Below are 25,358 nucleotides of genomic sequence, written 5' to 3'. Positions count from 1 at the left end.
GGTCAGGGCGTTGTCCGGATCGCGCGGGCTGTGAGGTCCGCGCACATGGGCAGGGGGGTCCGCAGTTAGACTCGGGCGGGTGGACACCGAACTGCCCGACCGTAGCCCGGCTCGTGCCGTCGCGGTCGTGGGCGGCAGCCGGTATCTCGGCGCCCACCTGGTCGGCATGCTGCTGCGCAACGACTCCGTCGAGCGCGTCCTGGCCATCGACTCGGTCAAACCGTCGCCGCAGCACCGCCGACGGATGCGCGACGCCGAGTTCGTGCGCCTCGACCCGCAGTCCCCACGTCTGCAGGGGATCCTGCGTGAGGCGGGCATCGACACGGTCGTGCACGCCGGGCTGCACCACACCGACTTCGCCCCCGGCGGCCGCGCGGCCGTCAAGGAGGCCAACATCATGGGCTCCATGCACGTGATCGCCGCGTGCGGGCGGGCCGCGACGGTCAAGCGGTTCGTGCTCATCTCGTCGACCTCGGTGTACGGCTCCTCGGGGGTCGACCCGGCGATGTTCACCGAGGACATGGCCGCCCGGCGTCAGCCCAGTGGCGGCATCCCGCTCGACCACCTGTCGGTTGAGGGGTACGTGCGTGGGATGTCCCGCAAGCGTCCGGACATCGACGTGACGATCCTGCGCATCCCGGCCATCCTCGGGCTGCCCGAGCCCACGGTGGTCGGCGAGCTGCTGCTGCCGTCCGTCGCACCGGTCCTGGCCGGATACGACCCGCGCATCCAGCTGCTGCACCCGCAGGACGCACTCGATGCGCTGCTGCACGCAGCGACGGGGGCGCCCCCCGGGACGTACAACATCGCGGCCGACGGCATCCTCACCCTGACGCAGGCCATCCGCCGCGCCGGCCACATCCCGCTGCCGGTGATGCCGCAGACGTTCAAACTCGCGGCGCGGTTGCTCTCCAGCCAGGGACTGCGCGACATCGGGCCCTCGCAGCTGCGCTACCTGCGGTACGGCCGCACCATGGACACCACCCGGATGCGCACCAGGTTCGGGTTCACGCCCCGGTACACCACAGAGGAGGCGCTGCACGCCTACCTCGTCGACTCGGGGGCCGAGCCCCTCGTCACGCGCGCCGCACTCGAGCGCAAGACCGCCAAGATCGCCAGCAGACTGCCCGGCCCGGTGGCCAGCCGACTGCGCGCGGGCGTGAACTCGACCATCGGCGAGCTCGAGTCGATAGGGGCCCTGCCGGAGCCGATCGAGCCCGACCCGAACCGGCCGGAGACGAACGAGCCCGACCCGATCGAGGAGGGGGCGCCGTGAAGGGCCCGGAATTCGACCTGTCCCAACCACTCGGCGGCCCCCGCTGGGGAGAGGGCCGACGCGACGCCCCCGGTTACCGAACCGTCGGCGAGGGCTTCATAGGGGAGACCACCAACAGCGATGCCGCGGCCACCGAGCTCGGCAGGATCGTCGACAGGTTCCTCACCTCCCTGCGCAGCTCGATCGGTCAGGTGGTCGACGCACTGCCCCTCGATGCCGAGGTCCTGGCGCCCGTCCGCGAACTGACCCGCGGTGTCGACACGATGCTCGCGACCGGCGACATCAGCGCCCTGTCCACCCTGGCGGACGCCGTCAACGCCGCCGGCGAGCTCCTGGCCTCCCGTGTCACCGGCGGGTACGAGGTCGACGAGTTCGGGTTCGACGAGCACTTCCACACCAACGTGTGGTTGCCCCTGTGGCGGCCGCTGTTCGAGCACTGGTTCCGGGTCGAGGTGATCGGTGCCGAGAACATCCCCGCCGACGGCGCCGGCCTGATCGTCTCCAACCATGCCGGCGTCCTGCCGCTCGACGGGATGATGACCACCGTCGCCGTCCACGACCACGCCGGACGCGCCCTGCGTCTGCTCGCCGCCGACCTGGCCATGTCGCTGCCGGTGTCCGCGCCGCTGGCCCGCCGGGCGGGGGCGACCCTGGCCTGTGCCGCCGACGCCGAGCGCCTGCTGGAGAGCGGTCACGTGGTGGCCGTGTGGCCGGAGGGCTTCAAGGGGCTCGGCAAGCCGTTCGCCGACCGCTACCGCCTGCAGCGTTTCGGCCGCGGCGGGTTCGTGGCCACCGCCCTGGCCGCTGGCGCGCCGATCATCCCGTGCTCGGTGGTCGGCTCCGAGGAGATCTACCCCAAGATCGGTGAGGTCCCGGCGCTCGCGCGGCTGCTCGGCCTGCCGTACATGCCCGTCACGCCCGCGTTCCCGCTCCTCGGCGCGCTCGGCGGCATCCCGCTGCCCACCAAGTGGACGATCGAGTTCGGCGAGCCGATCGAGACCTCGCACCTGGGGCCCGACGCCGCAGAGGACCCGATGGTGGTCTTCGAGATCACCGACCAGGTCCGGGAGACCATCCAGAACACGCTGTTCCGCAACCTCGCCCGCCGTGGCAGCGTCTTCTTCGGCTGAGCCGGCGGCGGGGGAGCGCCCCGGCGCGGGCCCGCGTCAGAAGATGCGGCGCACCCGGTCCATCGCGCGGCTGCCGTAGTAAGAGCGCGCGGCCGCCCGGGCGCCCGCGAGCCCGCCGACGGCGAGAACACCCGGCATCGCCTTCTTCGCGGCCTTGCGGACGGTGCGGAAGTCCTTGATGTTCCAGCCGTTCTCCGAGGCGTACTTGCGCAGCTTCGAATCCGGGTTGATGGCGACCGGGTTGCCCACCATCGTGAGCATCGGCATGTCGTTGAAACTGTCCGAGTACGCGTAGCACTTGGCCAGGTCGAAGCCCTCGGCCTCGGCGAGCTTGGCGATCGCGTGCGCCTTGCCGGGCCCGTGCAGGATGTCGCCCACGAGCCGGCCGGTGTAGACGCCGTACTCCTCCTCCGCGACCGTGCCCAGCGCACCCGTCAGGCCCAACCGGGCGGCGATCACCCGCGCCAGCATCACCGGCGTCGCGGTGACCAGCCAGACCTGCTGCCCGGCGTCCAGGTGCATCTGCACCAGCGAGCGGGTGCCCGGCCAGACGCGGTCGAGCATCGAGGTGTCCACGACCTCCTCGCTCAGTTCGGTCAGTTCGGCGACGGTGCGACCCTTGACGAAGCTCAGGGCCTTGTCGCGTCCGGTGGCGACGTCCTCGGCGTTCTCCTCCCCGGAGATCCGGAACTTGGCCTGCGACCACGCCAACCCGGCGACGTCGCGCGCGGTGAAGAAGCGATGCTTGGCCAGCCCGCGGGCCAGCAGGATGATCGACGCGCCCTGGATGAGGGTGTTGTCCACGTCGAAGAACGCCGCGACCCGCGGGTCCGGCACAAACGGCTCGAGCGACTCGTCGGTCTCGGCGGCGGCACGGTCGGCGGCGGCACGGTCGGTTGCCGCACGCTCCGCGACGGCGTCCGCGGGGCGGTCGGCGACGGCGGTCCCGGCGCCCGCGCCCGCGCCCGCGCCGGACCCCTCGCCCTCGCCCTCGGCGGGGTCGTAGTCGGCCAGCGGCGGGCCGGGCTCGGCGCCGGGCTCGAGTTTGACGGCGTGCTGGGCAGAGGCCTCACCGGCGCGTCGCTGGATCCGCGCGTCGCGGCGCCGCCACAGCAGCCGACCCAGAGCCGAGCCGAGATCGGCACGACCGGGAAGCCGCGGGCCGGACCGGGAGCGGTGGGACTCCACCGGTTCGGCGGCGTCCTCGGAGGCCTCGCCGCCGGGGGTGGGCGCGTTGTCGTCGTCGTTGTCGTCGGCGTCGTCGTTCACCGGGCGGGAGTCGTTCACCGGGCGGGACCTCCTGAAGGGCGCGGGGACCCCATCCTAGAGCAGCCCCGAGGGGGTGGTGCACTATCGAGCCATGGTGCACACGGTGACCCTGTTGACCCGCGAGGGCTGCGGCAGCTGCGTCCGCGTCCACGGCCAGTTGATCCCACTGTGCGAGGGTGCCGGCGCCCGGCTCGAGGTGACCGACGTCGACCACGCCGCGGACCGCGAACTCGCCGCCGAATACGGCGACCGCCTGCCGGTGGTGTTGGTCGACGGCGCGGAGCATTCGTGTTGGGAGGTCGACGACGACGAGCTGCTGGCCACCCTCGCCGGGGCCGGCCCGTTCCCGGGATGGGACTGAACCGGCCGACGAGCGCGGGCGGTGCCGGGGGGTGCGCGCGGCGCTGGCCGCGACGGTGGGCGGTCACTCCTCCCGCGGCGCGTCGCGCAGGTCCCGCAGGATGGTCGCGTGCCGGAGCAGGAACGCGCCCTCGTCGAGCTTCTTGCGCCGCAGCCACCCGGTGACCTCGCTGTTGTGCTTGCTCGCGTTGCACGACGCGCAGGCCGGGACCACGTTCTCCAGGGTGTAGCGCCCGCCGCGTGAGATGGGCTGGACGCAGTCCTTCTGCAGCGCGGGCCCGGTCGCGGAGCAGTAGGCGCAGGCTTTCCACGCGTCGAGGATCCGGGCCCACTGCGGGTCGGTGAGGTCGTTGTCGACGCGGGACAGACGCCGCTGACGACGCTTCGCGTATCGGGCGCGGGTCGCGGCGGACATGGTCGACGAAGACCTGCGGCGAGGGGGCACGGATGCCACCGTACTGCGGTCCGTGCTGTTCACGGTGCCCGCGGGAGGGCGGCCGGATATAGCATCCGCCCCTGTCACGGTTTTGTCCCGGGGTGTCAGGCGGGTTACGGTGGAGCCCGTTACGGGTCGTACGCAGGCTTGAGGCCACGGCCGTCCCGGCAGGGTGTTTCCGCCATGGGAGCGCCTTGTACGCAGCCGTGCACACCGACGGGAGACGACCGACTGTGGACCAGCGTTCCGCGAGTTCGTCCTGCGGGGCCCCGTCTGTTCTCCGACCGTCTTCTCGCCGAGTTGACGAGTTGGCATCCATTCTGGCATGGCCCCCCGAGGCCCTGGCGTCCGGGGGTCGGTTGTGAGCATTCTCCTGGTGGGGCTGTCCCATCACAGTGCGCCGGTGTCACTGCTCGAGGCGGTCGCCGTCTCCGAGTCCGAGCGCGACGGGCTCACCGAGGAACTCATCGCCGGCGAGAACGTCGACGAGGCGATGATCGTCACCACCTGCAACCGCGTCGAGGTCTACTCCGCCGTGGACGCGTTCCACCCGGCGCTCGACGACGTCGTGACCCTGCTCTCGCGCCACTCCGGCCTGGGCGCCGACGAACTGAGCCGCCACCTGTACGTGCGCTACTCCGAGTCCGCCGCCGAGCACCTGTTCTCCGTGGCCTCGGGGCTGGACTCGATGGTCGTGGGCGAGCAGCAGATCATCGGCCAGATCCGCACGGCCTACCAGTCGGCGTCCGAGATCGGTGCGGCCGGCACCACCCTGCACCGGCTCGCCCAGCAGGCGCTGCACGTGGGCAAGCGCGTGCACACCGAGACCGGCATCGACTCGGCCGGCGCATCGGTCGTGTCCGTGGCGCTGGACCGCGCGGCCGAGATCCTCTCGGACGGCGCCAGCCGCAGTCTCGACGGACGCCGGGCGGTCGTGCTCGGGGCCGGCGCGATGGGCGGCCTGGCCGTCGCCCACCTCGGCCGCGGCGGGATCTCCCACATCGAGATCACCAACCGCACCCCGGAGCGCGCCGACCGGTTGGCCGAGATCGCCGGCGACTCCGGCACCCCGGCCACGGCCTTCCCCCTCGACGGGCTCGCCGAGGCCGTCGCCCGCGCCGACATCCTCTTCACCTGCACGGGGGCCGTCGGCACCGTCGTCACCCTGGGCGACGTGCACACCGCGCTGGCCCGCCGCGGCGACCGCGGCCCGCTCGTCATCTGCGACCTCGGCATGCCGCGCGACGTCGATCCCGCCGTCACCGGCCTGCCCGGCGTGACCGTCCTGGGAATCGAGGCGCTCAAGGCCGACCCCGCCACCTCCGCCGCCGCCGCGGACGCCGACGCCGCCCGCACGATCGTCGACGCCGAGCTCACCGCGTACACGCAGGCCGAGCGCATGGCCGGCGTCGGGCCGCTCATCGGGCAGCTGCGCGGGCGTGGCGGGCAGGTCGTCGCGGCCGAGATGCGCCGACTCGAGTCCCGACTGCCCGACATGGACGAGAAGGTCCGCGACGAGGTCGCCAACACCGTCCGCCGGGTCGTCGACAAGCTTCTGCACCCGCCCACGGTGCGGTTCCGGGAACTCGCCGCCCAACCGGACGGCGAGAACTACGCGGCGGTCGTACGCACACTGTTCGACCTGGACAACACGGTGGACGGTAGAAGCGAGGAGGCGTCATGAGCAGGACCCTGAAGGTGGGCACGCGCGGCAGCACCCTGGCCACCACCCAGGCCGGGCACGTCCGCGACGCCCTCATCGCCGCCGGGTACCCGGCCGAACTGGTGATCGTGCGGACCCGCGGCGACGTGGTGATGGCCCCGGTCGAGCGCATCGGCGTGGGCGTGTTCACCCTCGAACTGCGCGCCGCCCTCGAGCGCGGGGACTGCGACATCGCCGTCCACTCGTACAAGGACCTGCCGACCGCGCCCGACGACCGGTTCGCCCCCATCGCCGTGCCGCCGCGCGTCGACCCGTCCGACGTGCTCATCGCCCGCGACGGGCTCACCATGGACACGCTGCCCGAGGGCGCCCGGGTCGGGACCTCCGCCCCGCGCCGGCGCTCCCAGCTCGCGGCCCTGCGCCCCGACCTCGACCTGCACCCCCTGCGCGGGAACATCGACACGCGGATGGGATACGTCACCAGTGGCGACCTCGACGCGGTCGTCCTGGCGGCGGCCGGCCTCGACCGCACCGGTATGGGAGAGCGTGCCACCCACCGGTTCGGCATCGACGAGATGCTCCCCGCCCCCGCGCAGGGCGCCCTCGCCGTCGAATGTCGCGCCGACGACACCGAGGCCGCCGAGGCCCTCACCGTCGTCGACCACCTGCCCTCGCGGGTCCGGATCACCGCCGAGCGCAGGCTCCTGCGCGACCTCGAGGCCGGTTGCACCGCCCCGGTCGGCGCGCGCGCCGAACTGGAGGGGGGCGAACTGACGCTGCACGCGGTGGCGGCCGCCCACGACGGCTCCACCGTCCTGCGCACCCACGGCACCACCGCCACCGCAGACCACCCGGACGGACCGATCGCCGCCGCCGACGAGCTGGGCCGCCGCCTCGCGGCCGAACTGCTCGACCGCGGCGCCCGTGACCTCATGGCCGCCGAACCGCCCGAGCAACGCGCCCCACTCGTACCGAGGGAATCCACGACGGCGCCACCCACCGTCACCGACCCCTGATCCCCGAACTCCCATCTCGCGCGCAGCCAGCGCGCGGCACCCACCCCACGGAGAGACGAACAATGACTCGAGCACGCACCACCCGCCCCGGAACTGTCCGCTTCGTCGGCGGCGGTCCAGGCAACGCGGGGATGCTCACCTGCCGGGCCCAAGAGGTCCTCACCGGCAACCCGCTGGTGTTCGCCGACGCCGACGTCTCGGCCGACGTGCTGGCGTTGGTCGCCACCGAGGTCCCGGTGCCGCAGGAACTGCTCGACGCGCGCCGGGCCGAGATGGACGCCGCCGTGGCCGCCGAGGACAAGGCCGAGATCAAGCGTCTCAAGGCCCTGCCCGCGCCCACCGCCGCCGACGTCCGCCCCGTGCTCGGTGAGCCCGCCGCCGTGGCCAAGCAGCTCGTCGCCGAGGCCAAGAAGGGCCGCGACGTCGTCCGCCTCGTCACCGGCGACCCCATGACCACCGACGCCACCGTCACCGAGATCGCCGCCGTCGGCCGCACCGTCGTGCCGTTCGAGGTCGTCCCCGGCGTCGCCGAGGCCACCGCCGTGCCCGCCTTCGCCGGCATCGCGCTCGGCTCCGGCTACGTGTTCGCCGACGGCCGCGGCAAGGTCGACTGGGCCGCTCTCGTCGGCTCGCCCGGCCCGATCGTCCTACGCACCACCGGCCGGCACCTCGCCGAGGCCGCCTCCAGCCTCGCCGAGCAGGGCCTCGCCGCCGGCACCCCGGTGACCGTCACCTGCTCCGGTTCGCTCTGTGCCCAGAAGTCCGCCGACGGTACCCTGGCCACCATGGCCGAGGTCGGTCGCGACATGGACGGGGACCTGGTGGTCACCATCGGCAAGTCCGCCGGTGAGCGTCACCGCCACCAGTGGTGGGAGTCGCGCGCCATGTTCGGCTGGAACGTGCTCGTGCCCCGCACCAAGGCGCAGTCCGCCGAGATGAGCGACCGCATCGCCGAGCACGGCGCCGTGCCCGTCGAGGTGCCCACCATCGCCGTCGAGCCGCCCCGCAGCCCCGCCCAGATGGAGCGTGCAGTCAAGGGCCTCGTCGACGGCCGCTACCAGTGGGTCGTGTTCACCTCCTCCAACGCCGTGCGCGCCGTGTGGGAGAAGTTCGTCGAGTTCGGTCTCGACGCCCGCGCCTTCTCCGGCGTGAAGATCGCCTGCGTCGGCGAGGGCACCGCCGCCCGCGTCCGCGAACTGGGCATCCAGCCCGAGCTGCTGCCCAGCGGCGAGCAGTCCAGCCTCGGCCTGCTCGAGGTGTTCCCGCCCTACGACGACGTGCTCGACCCCGTCAACCGGGTCCTGCTGCCGCGCGCCGACATCGCCACCGAGACACTCGCCGAGGGCCTCACGGGCCGCGGCTGGGAGATCGAGGACGTCACCGCGTACCGCACCGTCCGCGCCGCCCCGCCGGCCGCCGAGATCCGCGAGATGATCAAGACCGGCGGGTTCGACGCCGTGTGCTTCACCAGCTCGTCCACCGTCCGCAACCTGGTCGGCATCGCCGGTAAGCCGCACGCGCGCACGCTCATCGCCTGCATCGGGCCGCGCACCGCCGAGACCGCGGCCGAGTTCGGCCTGCGCGTGGACGTCCAGCCCGAGAACGCGTCCGTGCTCGACCTGGTCGATGCCCTCGCCGCGCACGCCGACCACCTGCGCGCGGCCGGCGAACTGCCGCCCCCGCGCCGCCGCGCCCGGCGCCGCTGAGCCGCAGCCCCGCCGCCCGCACCGCCAGCGCCGCCTGCCCCGCCCGGCCGACCAGCCGCGCGGGGCAGGCGCGTGTTCAGGGGTCGACGAGCCCGCGTCCCGGCGCAGCGCGGGTGAGCGCCGCGCCCGACCACCGGCGACTTTCGTACAGTGGGGGTCGTGACGACACCGCCAGACGAGACCACGTCCGTTCCCGCGCCGCTGGTGCGCCCGCGTCGACTCCGCTCGACGCCGGCCATGCGCAGGCTCGTCGCCGAGACCACGCTCGCCCCGCGACAGCTGGTGCTGCCGGCGTTCGTGGCCGACGGGATCGACACACCGCGCGACATCTCGTCGCTGCCCGGCGTCGTCCAGCACACCGTCGACTCTCTGCGGCGCGAGGCCGTCGCCGCCGCCGAGGCGGGCCTGGGCGGCATCATGCTGTTCGGCGTGCCCCTCGACGCGGACAAGGACGCCACCGGCAGCTGCGGCGCCGACCCCGACGGCATACTCAACCGCGCGCTGGCCGCCGTCCGCGCCGAGGTCGGCGACGACCTCGTGATCATGGCCGACACCTGCCTCGACGAGTTCACCGACCACGGCCACTGCGGTGTGCTCGGCACCGACCCGCGCGGCGAGCAGATCGTCGACAACGACGCCACGCTCGCCGCCTACAACGACCTCGCCGTCGCCCAGGCCGCCGCCGGCGCCCACGTGGTGGGGCCCAGCGGGATGATGGACGGCCAGATCGCCGCCATCCGGGAAGCCCTGGACCGCGAGGGCTATCAGGACGTCGCGGTGTTGGCCTACAGCGCCAAATACGCCAGCGCCTTCTACGGCCCGTTCCGCGAGGCCGTCGGCTCGTCCCTGCGCGGCGACCGGCGCACCTACCAGCAGGACCCGGCCAACCTGCGGGAGTCGCTGCGTGAGGTGCAGCTGGACCTCGAGGAGGGCGCCGACATGGTGATGGTCAAGCCCGCCATGTCCTACCTCGACGTCCTGCGCCAGACCGCCGAGATCTCCGACGTGCCGGTGGCCGCCTATCAGGTGTCCGGCGAGTACGCGATGATCTCCGCCGCCGCCGAGCGCGGCTGGATCGACCACGACCCGGCCGTCATGGAATCGCTGACCTCCATCCGCCGCGCGGGCGCGGACATCGTCCTGACCTACTGGGCCCTGCACGCCGCGCGCCTCCTCGCCGACGGGTGGGGGTCCCGGTGACCCGCGGCAGCGGGCCGTGGCGCCCACCCGCGCGGACCGGACCGGGCCCCGAGGGGTCGGGTGACACCACGAGCGGGAACCGCCCCGGCGACAGCCCTGCGCCCGGCGACCCGCACGTCGACGCACCCGCCGAGCCACCCGCCGAGCCGGCCGGTCCGCCGCCGGAGGAGATCCACACCGCGTGGGTGCTGTGGCTGGCCGCCGCCGCGTTCGGACTGCTCGGGATGCTGATCAACTCCGCGACCGCCAGCTTCGGGGACCTGCCCACCGCCACCCGGGACGCCTTCCGCGACGCGGTCGCCAACACCGGGTCCACTGACGTCTCCGTCGAGAGCATGTTCTCCATCGCTCTGGCGGCCGGGGCGGTGCTGGCGCTCATCGTCGCCGCCGTCACCGTGTGGCTGGCCTTCCGGTTGCGAGCGGGCAAGGGGTGGGCCCGCACGATGCTCGACATCGTCGCCATCTTCCTCGTCGTCGACGCCGTGTCCGTGGTGATCGGTGTGTTCGGCGGAGTCGCGACCGCGGGGGAGCGGGGAGACGTCATCAGCTTCGTCGTCATCGCCCTCCAGATCCTCGCGGGACTGTGCGCCGCAGCCGCCGTGTGGCGCCAGCACAAGGCCGAGGCCATCCAGTACACGACCCCGGGAGGCGGCGCGCGTGCCGGCAAGTGAACCCATCGCCGCCCGGCCGGGAATCGAACCCGAGGGGCCGATCCTGTACGCCGAGGACGGCTGGAGCTGGGCCTGGATCCTCGCGGCGCCCGCGTTCTGCGCCGCTGCCGGAGGGTTCGAGCTCGCCACCGGCGCCCCGGTGCACTGGCTGATGCTCACCGTCTGCGCGATCGCGACCGCCCTCTGCCACGGCGTGATGATCGCCGCCACCCGCGTCCACGGTCGCGTCCGCCTGACCCCCGACGTGTACCTCCAGGGCACCGAGGAGCTCGAACTGCGCCGGATCGAGGAGGTGCTGCCCCTCACCGCCGCCGACGATTCCGAGGCCTCGTGGGAGACGGCCCGACTGCTCGGCGAGCTGCGGGAGATGCCCCGCCGCCGGGCGGCCGTGGGTCTGCGACTCGACACCGGGGGCGAGGTCCGCGCCTGGTCCCGTAACCCCGCGGCCCTGCACGGCGCCCTGGCCGGCGCTGTCGCCGGTCTCCCGCGCGAGCCGGGACCCGAGTGAACTCGCGTCGCCTCGGCGTGGCCGCGGTCGCCTGCGCTGTACTCGCCGTGGTGCTGTGGTGGTTCGCCAGGGACATCGTGACGGGCGCGCCGCCGGTCATCGACCCGCCCGTCGAGGGCAGCATCGAACGCATCCACACCGATCCCCGGCTGCTCCTGGCCGCGACCGTCCTGGCGGGGCTGACGATGGTCCTGACCACCCTCGCAGTCCTCCGGCGCGCCCCCCGGGTCGGATCCTGACAGATCTACTTCTGCCAGGGCTTTTCCGGGCGACGCGGACGTCGCGGTAACGATCGGATGACGGTTTTCTGAGTGTGCCCGGTCGGGTGTGTCGTGGCGTCGGCCACAGGCTACATTTGGGGCGGTTCGGACGCATGTGACGCTCGTAAAAATGAGTGGTCGGTGCGTCCGATTCGCCGGAGTAACGCCTACAGCACAGGGAAACGGGGATCGGTGCAGCCTTCCAGCACTTTCGTTGGCACCACCGCGGTCGTGGGAGCGATCGCACTTCTGGGATCGGGAGTGGCCTCGGCCGCCCAGGTCGAATGGCAGGACTGTACCGAGATGCTCGGCATCGAGGCCGAGTACGTCCCCGCCGGTCTCGAGTGCGGAACCGTCGAGGTCCCCGTGGACTACACCGCGCCCGACGCCGCCAAGACCCAGATCGCGCTCACCCGCATCAAGGCCTCGTCCGGCCAGGCGCGCTCCACCGTGTTCGGCAACCCCGGCGGGCCCGGCAACTACGCCCTGAACTTCTGGAGCCCGGCCCTCGACGGCGCCAACCCGGCCGGCCTGTACGAGAACCACGACCTCGTGGCCGTCCAGCCCCGCGGGCTGTACGGCTCCAATCCCATGGTCTGCAACGTGGACTACGTGGGCCCGAACACGGTCAACCCGCTCCACGACGCGTGCTACGGGACCGACCCCGAGTACATGAAGTCCATGACCACCGAGAACGCCGCCCGCGACATGAACGCGGTCCGTGAGGCGCTCGAGCTCGCAGAGGTCGACTACGTGGGCGTGTCCTACGGCACCGCGATCGGCACCGACTTCGCCACGCTGTTCCCCGAGGCCACCGGCCGCATGGTGCTGGACTCCAACACCCACCCCGACTGGCGCTGGAACACGCAGGCGGAGCAGGGTGCGCTCGCCCAGGAGCAGCGGGTCAACGACATCTTCGCCTGGATCGCCGAGCGCGACGACTACTACGGCCTCGGGGACACCCCGCTGAAGGTCTTCCACTCCTGGAAGTGGGTCACCGACCAGGAGGTGGGCGGTCCCGCCAACCTCACCCCGCCGCCGGCACAGACCGGCGACCTGCCCGTCGAGCTCCGCGGCAGCGCCGTCGAGAAGCCCGCGCTCGACGTGATCAACGGGACCGCCCCCGCCCGCGCCCGCGTCGAGGGTTTCGCCCGCGCCGCCGCGCTGCAGGGGCTGACGAACAACGCCACCACCGGGCTCTACGACGCCACGGTCGGCGCCACCTACTCCGAGCAGGCCTGGCCGATGCTCGCCCACATCCTCAAGTACTACAACGACGGCGGCACCATCGCGCGCGCCGACTACGAGACCGTGGGCCTGATCCTGGCCGCGCAGGAGAACCGCTCGCCGGTGTACCGCACCGACATCGAGATGAACTCGATCATCACCTGCAACGAGACCGCTGCCCCGGCCGACCAGCTGGGTGTCATCGCGGCCAAGGCCGACAAGTACACCGGCGGCAACCGCCTCACCGCCCGCGCCGCCGTCGAGGCAGCCGGCGACGACTGCGTGGGCTGGCAGCCGGTCGCCAAGACCATCAGCCCCAACGGTGACGCCCTCGACGAGAAGCCGCTGGTGCTGCACTCCGAGGACGACGCCATCACCCCCATCGCCGGCGCGCACCGCGTGGCCGAGGCCATGGGTGGCGCACTGGTCACCGTCGGTGGCGGCGACCACGGCACCTTCCGCATGGGCAACGAGGCCGTCGACAAGCTCGTGATGGAGTTCCTGGAGACCGGGATCGCCGAGCCGGGCCACGTCGCGGGCAAGCCGTCGCCGGAGCCCCTGCCGAAGTGGGGCCAGGCCGAGCGCACTGCCGCCGCCCAGCAGGGCATGTCCGCTCCCGTCGACGGTGCTGACGACTGGTACGGCACCCACCGCGACGCCGGCACCGGCGACGTGAACGCCGCCGGCACCGGTTCCGTCGGGGCCCCGGCGGTCGGCTCCGTCGCCGCGCCGACGCCCGCCTCGGGGTCCGTCGCCGCACCGACGCCCGCACCCGTACCGCTGCCCACGCCGCAGGAGCTGCAGCAGCAGGCCGAGACGGCCGTCGCCGACGCGGAGAAGGCCGTGCACGACTTCGCCGGACAGGTCGACGCCGCCGCGAAGTCGATGTTCGCCCCCCTCGCCCCGCCGGCCTCGCCGCAGGGCTGAGACCGCGAGGGGGTGCTCGCGGCCGGACTTTGAGACACTGGTCCGGTGACCTCTTCGAGTGATGCCTTCAAGACCCCGTCCGGCATGTCCGGCACCACCCGATCGGCCGAGCTCTTCGCCGAGGCCTGCGAGCTGATCCCCGGCGGAGTCAACTCCCCGGTCCGCGCCTTCAACTCCGTCGGCGGAACCCCGCGTTTCATGCGTGAAGCGCGGGGTTCCCGCATGACGGACGTCGACGGCAACACCTACATCGACCTCGTCTGCTCGTGGGGCCCCATGATCCACGGGCACGCCCACCCCGGGATCGTCGACGCCGTCCGCGACGCCGCCACCCGCGGACTGAGCTTCGGCACCCCGACCGAGGGGGAGGTCGACCTCGCCCGCGAGATCGTCGCCCGCACCTCCGTCGACGAGGTGCGCCTGGTCAACTCCGGCACCGAGGCCACCATGAGCGCCGTGCGCCTGGCCCGCGGATTCACCGGCCGCTCCAAGATCGTCAAGTTCTCCGGGTGCTACCACGGACACGTCGACGCACTGCTCGCCGACGCCGGGTCGGGCCTGGCCACGTTCGCGCTGCCGGACTCGCCCGGCGTGACCGGCGCGACCGCCCACGACACGATCGTGCTGCCGTACAACGACATCGACGCCGTCAGGGTGGCTTTCGCCAACCACGGCGACGAGATCGCCTGCGTGATCACTGAGGCCGCCGCCGGCAACATGGGCACCGTCCCGCCGCTGCCCGGCTTCAACGAAGAACTGCGCACCCTGTGCTCCGACAACGGGGCACTGCTCGTGATGGACGAGGTCATGACCGGATTCCGTGCCGGGGACCGCGGCTGGTGGGGGATCGACGGTGTCGCCGGCGACCTGACCACATTCGGCAAGGTCATGTCCGGAGGGCTGCCCGCCGCCGCGTTCGGAGGTCGCGCCGACGTCATGGCCGCCCTCGCCCCCGCCGGCCCCGTCTACCAGGCCGGCACCCTGTCCGGGAACCCCGTCGCCGTGGCGGCTGGACTGACCTCCCTGCGGCTGGCCGACCACGCCTGCTACTACACCCTGCAGACCAACGCCGACCGGCTCGAGGCGCTGATCAGCAACGCTCTGCAGGCCGCGGGTGTCGCGCACACCATCCAGCGGGCGGGCACCATGCTCAGCGTGTTCTTCTCCGAGGACCAGGTCACCGACTACACCGGGGCCAAGGCCGCCGAGACCTTCCGCTACGCGCCGTTCTTCAACACGCTGCTCGACCGCGGCATCTACGCTCCGCCCAGCGCGTTCGAGACCTGGTTCGTCTCCACCGCGCTCACCGACGACGACTTCCAGCACATTTCCGACGCACTGCCGGTGGCCGCGGAAGCGGCCGCCGCGGCGTCCGCCCCGGAGACGGGCCGATGAGCAGCAACGGGCGAGGACTGCGCGGGCGGCTCGCCGTCCCGTCGACGGGACCCACCTCACTGCCGATCCCCCTCCGGGGAGATCATCCCGCCCCCGCCGTGGCGCCGCCGTCGCTGGGCGGGTCCGGGGCCACCGCGACCCCGGCTGAGCCTCCCCTCGAGTCGCAGCCGGAGGGGTCCGCGGCCTACGGGGCCGAGCCGGGGACGATCGCCGCTCCGGGACAGCCGGTCTCGTCGTCGTCGATTCCTCGTGACACCTCGGCTCGCGCCGGCGAGACGCAGACGATCGTGCACCTGGTGCGTCACGGTGAGGTCCACAATCCCGAGGGCATCCTCTACGGGCGACTGCCCGAGTTCCGACTGTCCGAGCTGGGACGGAGCCAGGCCGAGACCGTCGGCCGAGTGCTGGGGCAGGGGCACGACATCGTGTCGATCGTCGCCTCGCCGCTGCAGCGTGCCCAGGAGACCGCGGCTCCTCTCGCCGAGGCACTGGGACTCCCGGTGGGGATCGACGCCGACATCATCGAAGCAGACAACCGCTTCGAGGGGCGCAAGGTGGGCGGCCCCGGCGGCGCCCTGCGCGACCCGCAGTACTGGCCGATCCTGCTCAACCCGATGCGGCCGTCGTGGGGTGAGCCCTACCTGCAGATCGCGCACCGCATGATCGGCGCCGTGTACTCCACCCTCGACACCGCCCGCGGGCACGAGGCCGTGCTGGTGAGCCACCAGCTGCCGGTCTACACCACACGCCGCTTCCTCGAGGGGCGGCGCCTGTGGCACGACCCGCGCAAGCGGCAGTGCTCGCTGGCCTCGATCACCTCGCTGGTGTTCGAGGGCACGACACTGCGCGACATCGTCTATTCGGAACCGGCGGGGGCATCCGACCCGTCGCAGACTGGAGCCTGAATCATGCGCAAGCCCAAGGCCGCCCTCGTCGCGCTGCTGGTGACCGGCGCCCTCGTCGGCGGCTGTGCGACCGGCGACGACGCCGTGGTGGTGGGCCCGGAGACGTTCGAGTTCGTCAGCCCCGACGGGCAAATTGAGATCCACTACGACCCCCCGGCCGAGCGCAAGCCCGTCGCGACGCTCACCGGTCCCGACCTGCTCGACCCGGACCGCACACTCACCGTGCAGGAGGACTTCGCCGGCGAGGTGGTGATCCTCAACTTGTGGGGCCAGTGGTGTGGACCGTGCCGGGCCGAGTCCGACGACCTGCAGCGCCTGCAGGAGGAATTCGAGCCCCAGGGTGCCACCGTGTTCGGCATCAACCTGCGCGACCCCAACCGGCAGAAGCCGGTGGACTTCGTCAAGGACAACGGCATCACGTTCCCCTCGATCTGGGATCCCAGTAACGCCGCGGTCGCCGCGCTGCGGGGCTTCCCGACGTCCGTGGTGCCGGCGACGATCATCCTCGACAAGCAGCACCGGGTGGCCGCCGTGTACCTGGCCGAGATCACCGACGACGAGCTGCGCGAGACCGTCAGCGAGCTCCTCGCCGAGGAGGTCGACCAGACGTGAACCCGGAGACGATCCTGCTCGCACAGAGTGTGGGGGAGACGTTCCAGCAGACCGTGGCCAGCGGCCCGATCCTGCTGGCTTTGGGCGCGTGCATCCTGGCAGGCCTCGTGTCGTTCGCCTCGCCGTGCGTCATCCCGCTGGTGCCCGGTTATCTGGCGTACCTCGCCAGCGTCGTGGGCGCCGAACGTCCGCCGGCTACCGCTGCCGCCGCCGAACGCCAGCGGGCCGCCACCGCCACGTTGACGATGGAGGAGCGCCGCACCCGACGGTCCTCGCGCGCCCGTGTGGTGGGCGCGTCGCTGCTGTTCGTTGGCGGATTCACCGTGGTCTTCGTGATGCTCAGCGCCATGGTGCTGGGCACCGTGCAGTACCTGGCACCCCAGCAAGAGCTGCTGCAGCGTCTCGGGGGCGTGGTGACGATCCTCATGGGGCTCGTCTTCATCGGCCTCGTCCCCACCCTGCAGCGGGACACCCGCATGCAACCCAAGTCGCTGTCCACCTGGATCGGCGCCCCGATGCTCGGCGCCGTCTTCGCCCTGGGCTGGACCCCGTGTCTGGGGCCGACCCTGGCTGCCGCGCTCTCGGTCGCCGCGGGCACCGGGGTCGACGCGGCGCGCGGAGTGCTGCTGATCGTGGCTTACTGCCTCGGTCTGGGTCTGCCTTTCGTCGTCGTGGCGTTCGGTTCCACCTGGGCGATGCGGACCGTCGGCTGGCTGCAGAAGCACACCCGGACCATCCAGGTGTTCGGCGGAGTCATGCTCATCATCGTGGGTCTGCTGCTGCTGTCCGGCGGGTGGGCGCTGTTCATCGACTGGCTGCGCGACTTCGCCATCTCGGACACCACGCTGCCCATCTGACCCACCCACGCCGGGCGTCATCACGCCGCCTCCCGGACTGCGTCGTGGCGTTGCGTGATTGCGGCGTCGAAGTCGTGGAGGAGCGCGAACGGAAGTATCGGCGCTTCGAGTGGTGACGGTGGTGGTGGTCCGGGTTTGGGCCGTGGCGGGTCGGCCGCGCGGGGGGTTCCGGGGTGGGATCCACCTGACGCCCTGGGGCGCGCGCGGGTCGGGGATGGTGGACCAGCCGGTGTCGTGGATCATCGCGTGGCAGTCGCCGCTGGCCAGGGCGAGTTCGTCGATGTTGGTGAGGCCACCGGCGGCCCAGGGTCTGCCCGCGTGGTGGGCTTCGCAGTGTCGGGCGTCCTGGTCGCAGTCGGGGTGGGTGCAGCCTCCGTACGCGGCGAACAGTGCGAGGCGTTGGTAGCGGGAGGCGGTGCGGCGACTGCGGAACAGGCGCAGGTCGATTTCCTTGTCGCACAGGGCCAGGAACCAGTGGTTGCCGCGGGCCATGGCCAGTGCCTGCGGCACGGGTACGCGGATCCCGCCGTCGGTCTCGCCGCAGCCGGCGAGTGTGGCGAGCTGGCCGAGGTCCACGCGGACCACGATCGCCGCCGGTGCGCCGGTCTTGGCGGCGTCCGCGGACAGGGCCAGGGTCAGGGCGTGGACGAGCGCGTCGTGCATGCGTTGACCGTCGGTGCGGGTGTCCTTGGCGTCGGGGTCAGGCCACAGGCGGCCGGGCTGGCCCCAGCGAGCGTGGACTTCGCGCATCAGCGCGGCCAGCTGCGGGTCCATGGTCATCGCCGCGCGGGCCATCAGGTCCAGTCCCTGGCCGCCGCACGTGACCGAGCGGCGGCGGGCCCGCTCTGCCGCGCCGCGCTCGGTGCGCCCCGGGTCGACAGCATCCAGGAGTCGGTGCGCGTGTTCCTGGAGGCGGCGGGTCGTACACTTTTCGGCGGCCAGGGCGATCAGCTGCGCTTCCAGGTGTGCGCGCGCCTCGTCGTCGTAGTCGTCGGGCAGGGCGGCCAGGGCGGTGTTGATGATCCTGAGGTGTCCGGCGGACAGGGCGCCGGCGGCGGTGGCGCGCATGCGGGCGGTGTCGGCGATGGCGGAGTCGTCGAGTCGGCCGCGCGCTTCCCCGGGGGCCAGGCCCAGGCCGCCGGTGAGCATCTGTCGCTCGTTGACGAACCCGATCTGCCGGGCGGTACCCGAGGTGCGGGCGGCGGCCAGGACACGGGCCTGCGTGGCCCGGATGCGGCGTTGGGCCTGTTCGAGGGCGACCAGTTCGGCATGCAGCTCCGCCGGTGACACTCCCGTCCAGTCGCGCTCAAGGTGGGAATCGAGCGCGGACATCATGGCGCTTAGCTCCCTGCTGGCCGTGGCTCGCATCCCGGTGTCGCTCATGTGTTCGATTAGATCACCTGGGTACGACACGAACGCGTCGTCCCAGTTCGCGTCAGTGAAAGAGGAACGCCGGTGCCATCACCGCCGCGTGCTCGCGGACTACTCGCCCGATTGCGCCCGGACTCAGCTGGCCTTGCGGGGGACTGTGCGAACTGGTTTGTGTAATAGGCCTCCCACCACGATGACGGTGTCAATACTGATCACATGAACGTGGCCGCGGAGCGAGTGAGGGTGACCGGTGTGCTGACGGCAGTGCTCACCGTTGTGTCCGGGTGCGGCGACTTCGGAAGAGGTGCTGATGATGCGCCGGGGCCGGCGCCCACCTCCGCCACTTCGTCGGCATTTACTGTGACCACAGCCGAAAAGGCCACTTCGCAGGAGATCGCAACACCGACCTCCACAACGCTCTACGAGACACCCCACAGTCCTGCCGCGCCGACCCCGGCGATCGTGGCCGAGGGTGCTGAGTGCGGGCCCCGCGGTGCGTTGGCCGTCTTCGCTGACGGCGTGACCGCCTTCTGCGCCCGTTTGCAGTACACCGACGGTGCCGCGTGGTCGCGTGACCCGCAGTTGGCGCCGAATCCGGCAGTCGAGGAGGCGATGCGGCAGGCGGGGCCACGCCTCGGTGCGGAGTGCATGGGAGCGGATATCGGCCGCAGGGCGGTCGACGCCAGTGGCGTTGCGATCCTGTGCGACAACTACGTGTGGCGTCAGGATGTCGGACAGGAACCGCGGCATCCCTGGGTTGACGACCAGGTTCGGTGGATGGAGTGCCTCGAGCAATCGACCGAAGAGGATTGCAGAGATCTTCTCGACGGGTGATACGAGCCTGCGCCGCTGGCCCCCAGTCAGGCGAAGAACTCGCCCCAGATGATCACTCCGCCGATAACCGCCAGACTTCCGAAAATCTGAACGAGGACCGAGGGGTCGTTGTCCACCATGAGGCGGATGTTGTGTTTGAAGTCAGCCCAGGTCAGCGGCCTCAACCAGACCCATCGGATTTTGCGGCCATCGTCAGGTTTGTCGTCGTCCATTCGGTTCCTTCTAGTCACGGGGCGAAGTATCGGTCGAACACCGCACTTCCACCCTTCTTTCCCAAGTAGCTGCCCACGGCTGCGCCGATCCCAGCGCCCAGAATCGCGCCGAGTGGACCGATGGCACCGCCGGCCATGGCCCCGAGCCCCATGCCGCTGGTGGTGCCACCGATGAGAGCGCCCGCCGTCTCCATGGACGCTTCTCCAGCAGTGGTTTCGCCTGTCGCGTATCCCTCGACGCCGTCGTAGACGGTGACGGCTGCGCCGGCAGGGCCGGCCGCTCTGCCGAGGCCGCGTAGGACGCCAGCCCACGCCTTCCCGGGGGCGTCCGCAACAGGGTTGAGCTTGTGTTTTCCACGAGTTTCGGGGTCCAGCTCGTCGGCCGATATGGGGAACCCGTAGCCGGCCGCGCCGGTCACGGCGTCGACTGCTGCAAACCATGAATGCTCTGGCCCCGGTATCGGTCGCCGGTCGACTTCTGGTGGTATCGCCTCGTGGAGCCGGGTGGCCACGAGGTCGATCTCGCGGCCGTAGTGCTCGTCGAGCGACCGCACGGTGTCCAGGGCCATGCGGATCGTCTCGGCATGGGCGTTGACGGTGTCCTGGGTGATGTCGTCGCGGCCGGGTCCGGGGCCGACGGAGTCCTGGCCGACGACCAGCCCGGCACTGACGGCGTCGCGGACTCGGTCGCGTACTGATTGGACTGCGGATTGCAGGGCTGCTTCGGCTCGGGACAGGGCGTCAGTGAGGTCTTCGAGCCCGTCTGCGAGTTTGGTGACGTGCGACTTCTCGGTTTCCGCCGCGTCGAGGACGGCGTCTGCTGCGACGCCGGACCAGCCCTCCGCGAGCGTGTCCCGCCCGTCGGCCAAGAAGTTTCGTACCTCTTCTGCGGTGGTACGACGGGTGGCAACGGCGTCCCCGGCGGCGGTCAGCGCGTTGGTGTCCCAGCGACTGATCTGCCCGATCGTGTAGCTCACGCCTCGCCCTTCCTGCAGCTTGTCCGTCACCAGGTACGACGTCGCGAGCCTGCCGTCCGGTTCCGCGTTCGACGCAGAAATTTCTGGGCCGTCACTGTGATGACCCACCCGTCGGCCGGTGACGACTGGGAGGATCTCTGATCGTGAACGCCTACCGACCTGACGGCACCCCCTCCGAACTGCGGCGACGCGATTTTGCGTCGCGAACCGCAGGTCGGGGGAACCGTTCGGCGGCTCGGCCCGTCGTACAGGTTGTGGGGAAAAGTAGAGCGTTCGTAGCCGCGTTGGTGGCCGCCGGTGTGGTGCTGTCCGGGTGCGCGTCAGCTGACGGGGGAGAAGATACGTCGACGACGACGAGCCCAGCCGCTGCCGAGGAGCCGGGCAATCCCTGGGATCTGCCGATCGAGCAGAGGCCTGCCCTGTTCGACCCGTGTGCTGAGATACCGGTGGAGGCTATCGAGGAGGGGGTTAGCTCGCCTGTCCGGCAGGACGAGCAGTTGCGTATCCACCAGCCTGGGGACTTGTTCGCATGCGGCTGGAAGAACGAGGAAGTCATCTTCGGAGTGCTTTCGACGTGGAAGTCGCGAGGAGATTATCTGGGAGATGATTCATTGGTCGCTAGCGAGTCGCAAGTTGCAGGTCGCCCGAGTTTACGACTTCTTAGTAAGGCGGATATGGGGGACAACGGTTGCCAGCAGTCGTTTTTCACATCGGAGGGCACCCTTATAGTAAGTGTGGACCTCATACACGGTCTGTCTGCGTTCAAAGGCGAAAACTTCGCGGATCCATGTTCAGTTTTGGATGAGTCGATTCTTTCAGTCATGCCATATCTGTCAGAAGGGGACTTCCAGTAATGGTTCACCTTGATCCAAGTGTTGCTGACGCTTGCGTCAGTGCGTGTGGGCGGTTCATCGAGCAGGTCTCGTCGGCATCTAGGTTCCGCTGGTGGCAGTCGCAATCCGTCGGGACCGATTCTTTTGATACTGCCCGCCAGATCGGAACCGTGTACTCGTTGTTTGCCGTTGACGACTTGTCGACATTACTGAACGGCTTTCGCGATCAAGCAAAAGCGATGTCGATGCTGTTCGCCGCCGCCGGGGGGCTCATCGAGGCGCAGGATGAGGCGTTGGCGGAGGCGCTGTCGAAGGTGGCGGAGGAGCCTGTCGGGTTGCAGAGTCTCGGGTTGATCCACGCGAGTGAGACGGACGTATTCACGCTCGACGACATGTGCGTGATGGGCGCCTATGGCCGGGTGGGCCCGGAGGATGTGTCGAATTCGCCCCTGGAGCGCATCGCACAATGTGCTGAAGGGTTGCAGCCGAGTCAGTTCAGTGAAATCGAAGAGCGGGCCACCGCGGTATCCGAGGTTCTCACTGCAGCTGCGGAGCAGCTCAGGGGTGAACTCAACAACATCCTCGGTAGCGGTTGGCAGGGGGAGTTCGCATCGAGTGCGCAGGACTCGGTGACGGGCCTGGTCAACTCGGCGTTCGCTTTGTCAGGGGAGTTGGAGCAGGTCGCAGCCAAGGCCAGGCGCGCGCACGACGGGTTCGTCACCACTCGCACCAACGTCGCCGAGCAGGCAGCGCAAGCCAAGATCGCGCAGCTCTCCGGCCAGGAGCACGGACCTGCGGGGCTGAGCGCCGCTGCGGAGTCGCGGGCCCGAATGGCGGCGGCGGAGGAGCAGGCCAGGGCGATCGTCAACACCGAGTACAGCCCCGCAGTCATGGACGCCAACCTCGATGACCTCGACTTCACCGCCGCGTACCGGGTGGTGTCGACCTCGGCGCTGGGCGGGCCCAGCGGCATCGACATGGCGAGCGTCTGGAACACCGATGGCATCCCGCGGCCGGCCCAGCCGGCGGCGCCGAGCGCTGCCGCAATCGCCGCCCTCACGGGTGGTGCGAGCGGAGCGGGCAACGAGGCGCAGGTGGCCGCCGGGACCGCGGGCGGCGCAGCGCCGGGGATGACGACGACGAGCACTCCCACCGCAGCCGTGGATGCCGCCACTGAGCAAGCTCTCCTGGCTGCGAGGGCAGGCGCCGCCGACGGGGGAGGAGCGGCAGCGCCGTCAGCGGGACAGGCAGGGGCGGGAAGTGGTGTCAACGCCACGACGACCGCAGCGGGGGCGCCGTTCGCGCCGATACCGGGCGCACACGGTCAGCAGACCGGCGCTGGCGCCGGAGCCGGCGGCGCGGCCGGGATCCGTGGGATCCGAGGCGGAACCGTCGGCGACAGCAACCGCAATCGGGATCGCGGGTTCGGCTCGACAGCCGGGCTGGTCGGCGGCGGCGGGGCTGCGGCCGCAGGTGCAGGAGCCTCACGCATGGGCGGCGCCGGCACTCTGGCCGGATTCGGTGCCGGCGGCCCGGCCGTAGGAGCTCCCGGGGCCGGTTCGGCAGGCGCGGGTGCTGCGGGACCGGGTGCCGGGGCGTTCTCGTCGTCGTCACCAAGTGCGGCACACGCCGGGCGAGCGGGGGCGATGCCGATGGGGGGAGTGATGGGCGCGGCAGGGGCCGGGCAGAACAACGACCGCCGCGGCCACACCCCCGCGAGCTACCTGACCAACGCCACCAACACCACGGCGATCATCGGCGATCCGGTCAAGGTCGCGCCCGCGGTGCTGGGCCGCGCACCCGTGGAAGACGCACCCTCGGCCGTGCGGTCGGACCAGCACGAACCGTTCCGGGGGCGCGTGATCGGCCGCGACTACACCGGCGGGGGTGCGGACCGGCACTAAGCGACGCGAGCGGCAGGCGAGGAAGCGACCCAAGGCGCTGACCTGGGAACGCCGGTGCTGCCCGCCCGCGTGTCCGGCCGGGCGGCGCCGGCCTCACGGGAGATCCCCCGCGCGGTGAGCAAAGGGTAACCAGCCCACACAGCGAGGTCACTGCCCAGACACACAGACCTCCCAGACTTGGCGCGGTACCACCACCACCGCCGCACAGCTGGAGGCACCCGTGTCCTACGTCCAACCCCAGGACTTCACCCGCGCGATGATCGACGCCGGGGCGAAGAAGGTCCACATGTCCACCCGCGACACACTCATCCGCGGATTCATGGCCGGCGCGATCCTCGCGCTCGCGGCGGCATTCGCCGTCACCGTCACCGTCCAGACCGGCAGTGCACTCCTCGGAGCAGTGCTGTTCCCGGTCGGCTTCATCCTCCTGTACCTGCTGGGCTTCGACCTGCTCACAGGCGTGTTCACCCTTGTGCCACTGGCCCTGCTCGACAAGCGCCGCGGCGTCACGGTCGGGGGCATGCTGCGGAACTGGGGACTGGTCTTCGTCGGCAACTTCGCCGGTGCGCTGACCGTGGCGTTCCTCATCGCGTTCATCACCACCTACGGATTCAACGTCGCCCCGGACGAGGTGGGCCAGCGGCTCGGTGAGATCGGTGAATCCCGAACGCTGGGCTACGCCGAGCACGGTGCAGCCGGGATGCTGACACTGTTTTTCCGCGGCGTGCTGTGCAACTGGATGGTCTCCACCGGCGTGGTCGCCGCCATGATGTCCACCAGCGTCAGCGGCAAGGCACTGACCATGTGGATGCCCGTGATGCTGTTCTTCTACATGGGCTTCGAGCACTCCGTGGTCAACATGTTCCTGTTCCCGACCGGCCTGATGCTGGGCGGCGACTTCTCCCTCGGCGACTACCTCGTGTGGAACGAGATCCCGACCGTCGCCGGCAACCTCGTGGGCGGGCTGCTGTTCGTGGGCCTGACCCTCTACGTCACCCACGCGCGCACCAAGGCCCGGCGGACGTCGTCCCCGGACACGGACACGGCAACGGTCGGTGCTCCGGACCCCGACAGCGAGCCCGCCACCACCGAGCGAGCCACGACCGAGCGCGCCAACACCGAGCGCGCGACCACCGAGCCCGCCGCAGTCTGACCCCGCGGGCACGCCCGACCGCCAGCCCGCGAGCACGCCCGCCAGCCCGTCAGCCGGCCCCCACCGACCCGCCCACCGAGAGGATCCGTTCGATGACCCCCATCATGTCCAGGCACGAGGCCGCGGCGCTCGTGGACTCCGCCCGCATCCGCCAGGGCCGCACCTGGGCCGACCTGGCCGAGCATCTGGGGACCCCGCTGGTGTGGACGACCGCGGCGCTACTCGGCCAGCACCCGCTGTCGACCGAGCAGGCACGGTCGGTGTGCGACCTCCTCGGCCTCGACGACGCCGTGGCGGAGAGCCTCGCCCTGCAGCCGAGCCGCGGCACACCGGCGGAGGTGATGGCCGATCCGACGATCTATCGGTTGACCGAGGCGATGTCGGTGTACGGCCCGGCGCTCAAGGCGCTGATCCACGAGGAGTTCGGAGACGGGATCATGAGCGCGATCAACTTCACGGTCGACATCAACCGTCGCGCTGACCCCGACGGCGACCGCGTCGTGATCACGCTGGACGGAAAGTTCCTCGACTATCGGTGGTGACGGCCCCGACCGAACAGGAACCCCCGACCGAACAGGAACCCCCGACCGACCAGGAACCTCCGACCGACCAGGAACCTCCCGACCGAAGAGAGACCCCCGCGACCCCCAGGAACC

The 25,358-nt window shown here is 71.1% G+C and carries 24 protein-coding genes and 1 pseudogene; 20 read left to right on the top strand and 5 right to left on the bottom strand.

Going from position 1 to position 25,358, the window contains the following annotated elements; genetic code table 11:
- Nucleotides 1-79: 79 nt before the first annotated feature.
- Both J1M64_RS03140 and J1M64_RS03135 read left to right on the top strand, forming a co-directional pair.
- Entirely contained in the window at nucleotides 80-1,276 is a 1,197-nt protein-coding gene (locus J1M64_RS03140; protein WP_244294213.1) for an NAD-dependent epimerase/dehydratase family protein, read from the top strand.
- A complete protein-coding gene (locus J1M64_RS03135) occupies nucleotides 1,273-2,406 on the top strand; it encodes a lysophospholipid acyltransferase family protein (RefSeq protein ID WP_206472729.1) in 1,134 nt (377 codons plus the stop codon). Before J1M64_RS03140 ends, J1M64_RS03135 begins: the two co-directional genes overlap by 4 nt.
- A gap of 36 nt (nucleotides 2,407-2,442) precedes the next feature.
- On the opposite strand, the gene J1M64_RS03130 is transcribed toward J1M64_RS03135, so the two are convergent.
- Nucleotides 2,443-3,693, bottom strand: a complete 1,251-nt coding sequence (locus tag J1M64_RS03130; protein ID WP_374220836.1) for an HAD family hydrolase — start codon at nucleotides 3,691-3,693, stop codon at nucleotides 2,443-2,445.
- Between the two features lie 73 nt (nucleotides 3,694-3,766).
- On the opposite strand from J1M64_RS03130, the gene J1M64_RS03125 reads away from it, so the two are divergent.
- Nucleotides 3,767-4,036, top strand: a complete 270-nt coding sequence (locus J1M64_RS03125) for a glutaredoxin family protein (RefSeq protein WP_082923762.1) — start codon at nucleotides 3,767-3,769, stop codon at nucleotides 4,034-4,036.
- Nucleotides 4,037-4,099: 63 nt separating this feature from the next.
- Here J1M64_RS03125 and J1M64_RS03120 read toward each other — a convergent pair whose 3' ends face one another.
- A complete protein-coding gene (locus tag J1M64_RS03120) occupies nucleotides 4,100-4,450 on the bottom strand; it encodes an HNH endonuclease (RefSeq protein WP_120286044.1) in 351 nt (116 codons plus the stop codon).
- Between the two features lie 382 nt (nucleotides 4,451-4,832).
- On the opposite strand from J1M64_RS03120, the gene J1M64_RS03115 reads away from it, so the two are divergent.
- The 12 genes from J1M64_RS03115 (at nucleotide 4,833) to J1M64_RS03060 (ending at nucleotide 17,418) form a co-directional block, all read left to right on the top strand.
- Complete coding sequence (locus J1M64_RS03115; protein WP_206472727.1) at nucleotides 4,833-6,155, top strand: glutamyl-tRNA reductase; 1,323 nt, start codon at nucleotides 4,833-4,835, stop codon at nucleotides 6,153-6,155.
- A complete protein-coding gene (gene hemC / locus J1M64_RS03110) occupies nucleotides 6,152-7,150 on the top strand; it encodes a hydroxymethylbilane synthase (protein ID WP_206472725.1) in 999 nt (332 codons plus the stop codon). Before J1M64_RS03115 ends, hemC begins: the two co-directional genes overlap by 4 nt.
- Before the next feature lie 62 nt (nucleotides 7,151-7,212).
- Nucleotides 7,213-8,856 (top strand): uroporphyrinogen-III synthase, encoded by a 1,644-nt coding sequence (locus J1M64_RS03105; RefSeq protein WP_120286041.1) that lies wholly within the window; start codon nucleotides 7,213-7,215, stop codon nucleotides 8,854-8,856.
- 159 nt (nucleotides 8,857-9,015) lie between these two features.
- On the top strand, nucleotides 9,016-10,056 hold the full coding sequence (gene hemB, locus J1M64_RS03100; protein WP_206472722.1) for a porphobilinogen synthase: 1,041 nt from the start codon (nucleotides 9,016-9,018) through the stop codon (nucleotides 10,054-10,056).
- Nucleotides 10,053-10,727: a hypothetical protein gene (locus J1M64_RS03095; protein ID WP_096907480.1), complete on the top strand. Its 675-nt coding sequence runs from the start codon at nucleotides 10,053-10,055 to the stop codon at nucleotides 10,725-10,727. The genes hemB and J1M64_RS03095 overlap by 4 nt, the downstream gene beginning before the upstream one ends.
- Nucleotides 10,714-11,235, top strand: coding sequence for a hypothetical protein (locus J1M64_RS03090; RefSeq protein WP_096906790.1), 522 nt, complete (start codon nucleotides 10,714-10,716; stop codon nucleotides 11,233-11,235). Before J1M64_RS03095 ends, J1M64_RS03090 begins: the two co-directional genes overlap by 14 nt.
- Entirely contained in the window at nucleotides 11,232-11,474 is a 243-nt protein-coding gene (locus J1M64_RS03085) for a hypothetical protein (RefSeq protein ID WP_096906791.1), read from the top strand. The genes J1M64_RS03090 and J1M64_RS03085 overlap by 4 nt, the downstream gene beginning before the upstream one ends.
- A 252-nt stretch (nucleotides 11,475-11,726) precedes the next feature.
- Nucleotides 11,727-13,649 carry an alpha/beta fold hydrolase gene (locus tag J1M64_RS03080; RefSeq protein WP_271799349.1) on the top strand — a complete coding sequence of 641 codons (1,923 nt, stop codon included), beginning with the start codon at nucleotides 11,727-11,729 and terminating at the stop codon, nucleotides 13,647-13,649.
- A gap of 84 nt (nucleotides 13,650-13,733) precedes the next feature.
- Nucleotides 13,734-15,044 carry a glutamate-1-semialdehyde 2,1-aminomutase gene (gene hemL / locus J1M64_RS03075; protein WP_206473195.1) on the top strand — a complete coding sequence of 437 codons (1,311 nt, stop codon included), beginning with the start codon at nucleotides 13,734-13,736 and terminating at the stop codon, nucleotides 15,042-15,044.
- A 242-nt stretch (nucleotides 15,045-15,286) separates the two neighbouring features.
- A complete protein-coding gene (locus J1M64_RS03070) occupies nucleotides 15,287-15,949 on the top strand; it encodes a histidine phosphatase family protein (protein ID WP_206473194.1) in 663 nt (220 codons plus the stop codon).
- 3 nt (nucleotides 15,950-15,952) lie between these two features.
- Nucleotides 15,953-16,561 (top strand): TlpA disulfide reductase family protein, encoded by a 609-nt coding sequence (locus tag J1M64_RS03065; RefSeq protein WP_206472718.1) that lies wholly within the window; start codon nucleotides 15,953-15,955, stop codon nucleotides 16,559-16,561.
- Complete coding sequence (locus tag J1M64_RS03060) at nucleotides 16,558-17,418, top strand: cytochrome c biogenesis CcdA family protein (RefSeq protein WP_154829844.1); 861 nt, start codon at nucleotides 16,558-16,560, stop codon at nucleotides 17,416-17,418. The genes J1M64_RS03065 and J1M64_RS03060 overlap by 4 nt, the downstream gene beginning before the upstream one ends.
- A 444-nt stretch (nucleotides 17,419-17,862) precedes the next feature.
- Here J1M64_RS03060 and J1M64_RS19680 read toward each other — a convergent pair.
- Nucleotides 17,863-18,750, bottom strand: a pseudogene (locus J1M64_RS19680) (DUF222 domain-containing protein); the annotation flags it as partial.
- A gap of 255 nt (nucleotides 18,751-19,005) precedes the next feature.
- On the opposite strand from J1M64_RS19680, the gene J1M64_RS03050 reads away from it, so the two are divergent.
- A complete protein-coding gene (locus J1M64_RS03050) occupies nucleotides 19,006-19,623 on the top strand; it encodes a hypothetical protein (protein WP_206472716.1) in 618 nt (205 codons plus the stop codon).
- Between the two features lie 26 nt (nucleotides 19,624-19,649).
- Here the strand turns inward: J1M64_RS03050 and J1M64_RS03045 are convergent, their stop codons facing one another.
- Both J1M64_RS03045 and J1M64_RS03040 read right to left on the bottom strand, forming a co-directional pair.
- Nucleotides 19,650-19,835 carry a hypothetical protein gene (locus J1M64_RS03045; RefSeq protein WP_206472715.1) on the bottom strand — a complete coding sequence of 62 codons (186 nt, stop codon included), beginning with the start codon at nucleotides 19,833-19,835 and terminating at the stop codon, nucleotides 19,650-19,652.
- 14 nt (nucleotides 19,836-19,849) lie between these two features.
- On the bottom strand, nucleotides 19,850-20,812 hold the full coding sequence (locus J1M64_RS03040) for a WXG100 family type VII secretion target (protein WP_206472713.1): 963 nt from the start codon (nucleotides 20,810-20,812) through the stop codon (nucleotides 19,850-19,852).
- A gap of 143 nt (nucleotides 20,813-20,955) precedes the next feature.
- Between J1M64_RS03040 and J1M64_RS20505 the strand changes: the two genes are divergently transcribed.
- The 4 genes from J1M64_RS20505 (at nucleotide 20,956) to cynS (ending at nucleotide 25,244) form a co-directional block, all read left to right on the top strand.
- Complete coding sequence (locus tag J1M64_RS20505) at nucleotides 20,956-21,666, top strand: DUF3558 family protein (RefSeq protein WP_374220835.1); 711 nt, start codon at nucleotides 20,956-20,958, stop codon at nucleotides 21,664-21,666.
- A gap of 218 nt (nucleotides 21,667-21,884) precedes the next feature.
- Entirely contained in the window at nucleotides 21,885-23,549 is a 1,665-nt protein-coding gene (locus tag J1M64_RS03030) for a hypothetical protein (RefSeq protein WP_206472709.1), read from the top strand.
- 220 nt (nucleotides 23,550-23,769) lie between these two features.
- Nucleotides 23,770-24,702, top strand: coding sequence for a formate/nitrite transporter family protein (locus tag J1M64_RS03025; RefSeq protein ID WP_206472708.1), 933 nt, complete (start codon nucleotides 23,770-23,772; stop codon nucleotides 24,700-24,702).
- A 92-nt stretch (nucleotides 24,703-24,794) separates the two neighbouring features.
- On the top strand, nucleotides 24,795-25,244 hold the full coding sequence (gene cynS / locus J1M64_RS03020) for a cyanase (protein WP_206472706.1): 450 nt from the start codon (nucleotides 24,795-24,797) through the stop codon (nucleotides 25,242-25,244).
- Nucleotides 25,245-25,358 lie beyond the last annotated feature (114 nt).

The organism is Dietzia sp. KRD202 (assembly GCF_017168155.1).
In the GTDB taxonomy this organism is placed as follows: Bacteria; Actinomycetota; Actinomycetes; order Mycobacteriales; family Mycobacteriaceae; genus Dietzia; species Dietzia kunjamensis.
This window is presented reverse-complemented; position numbering and strand designations above follow the sequence as displayed.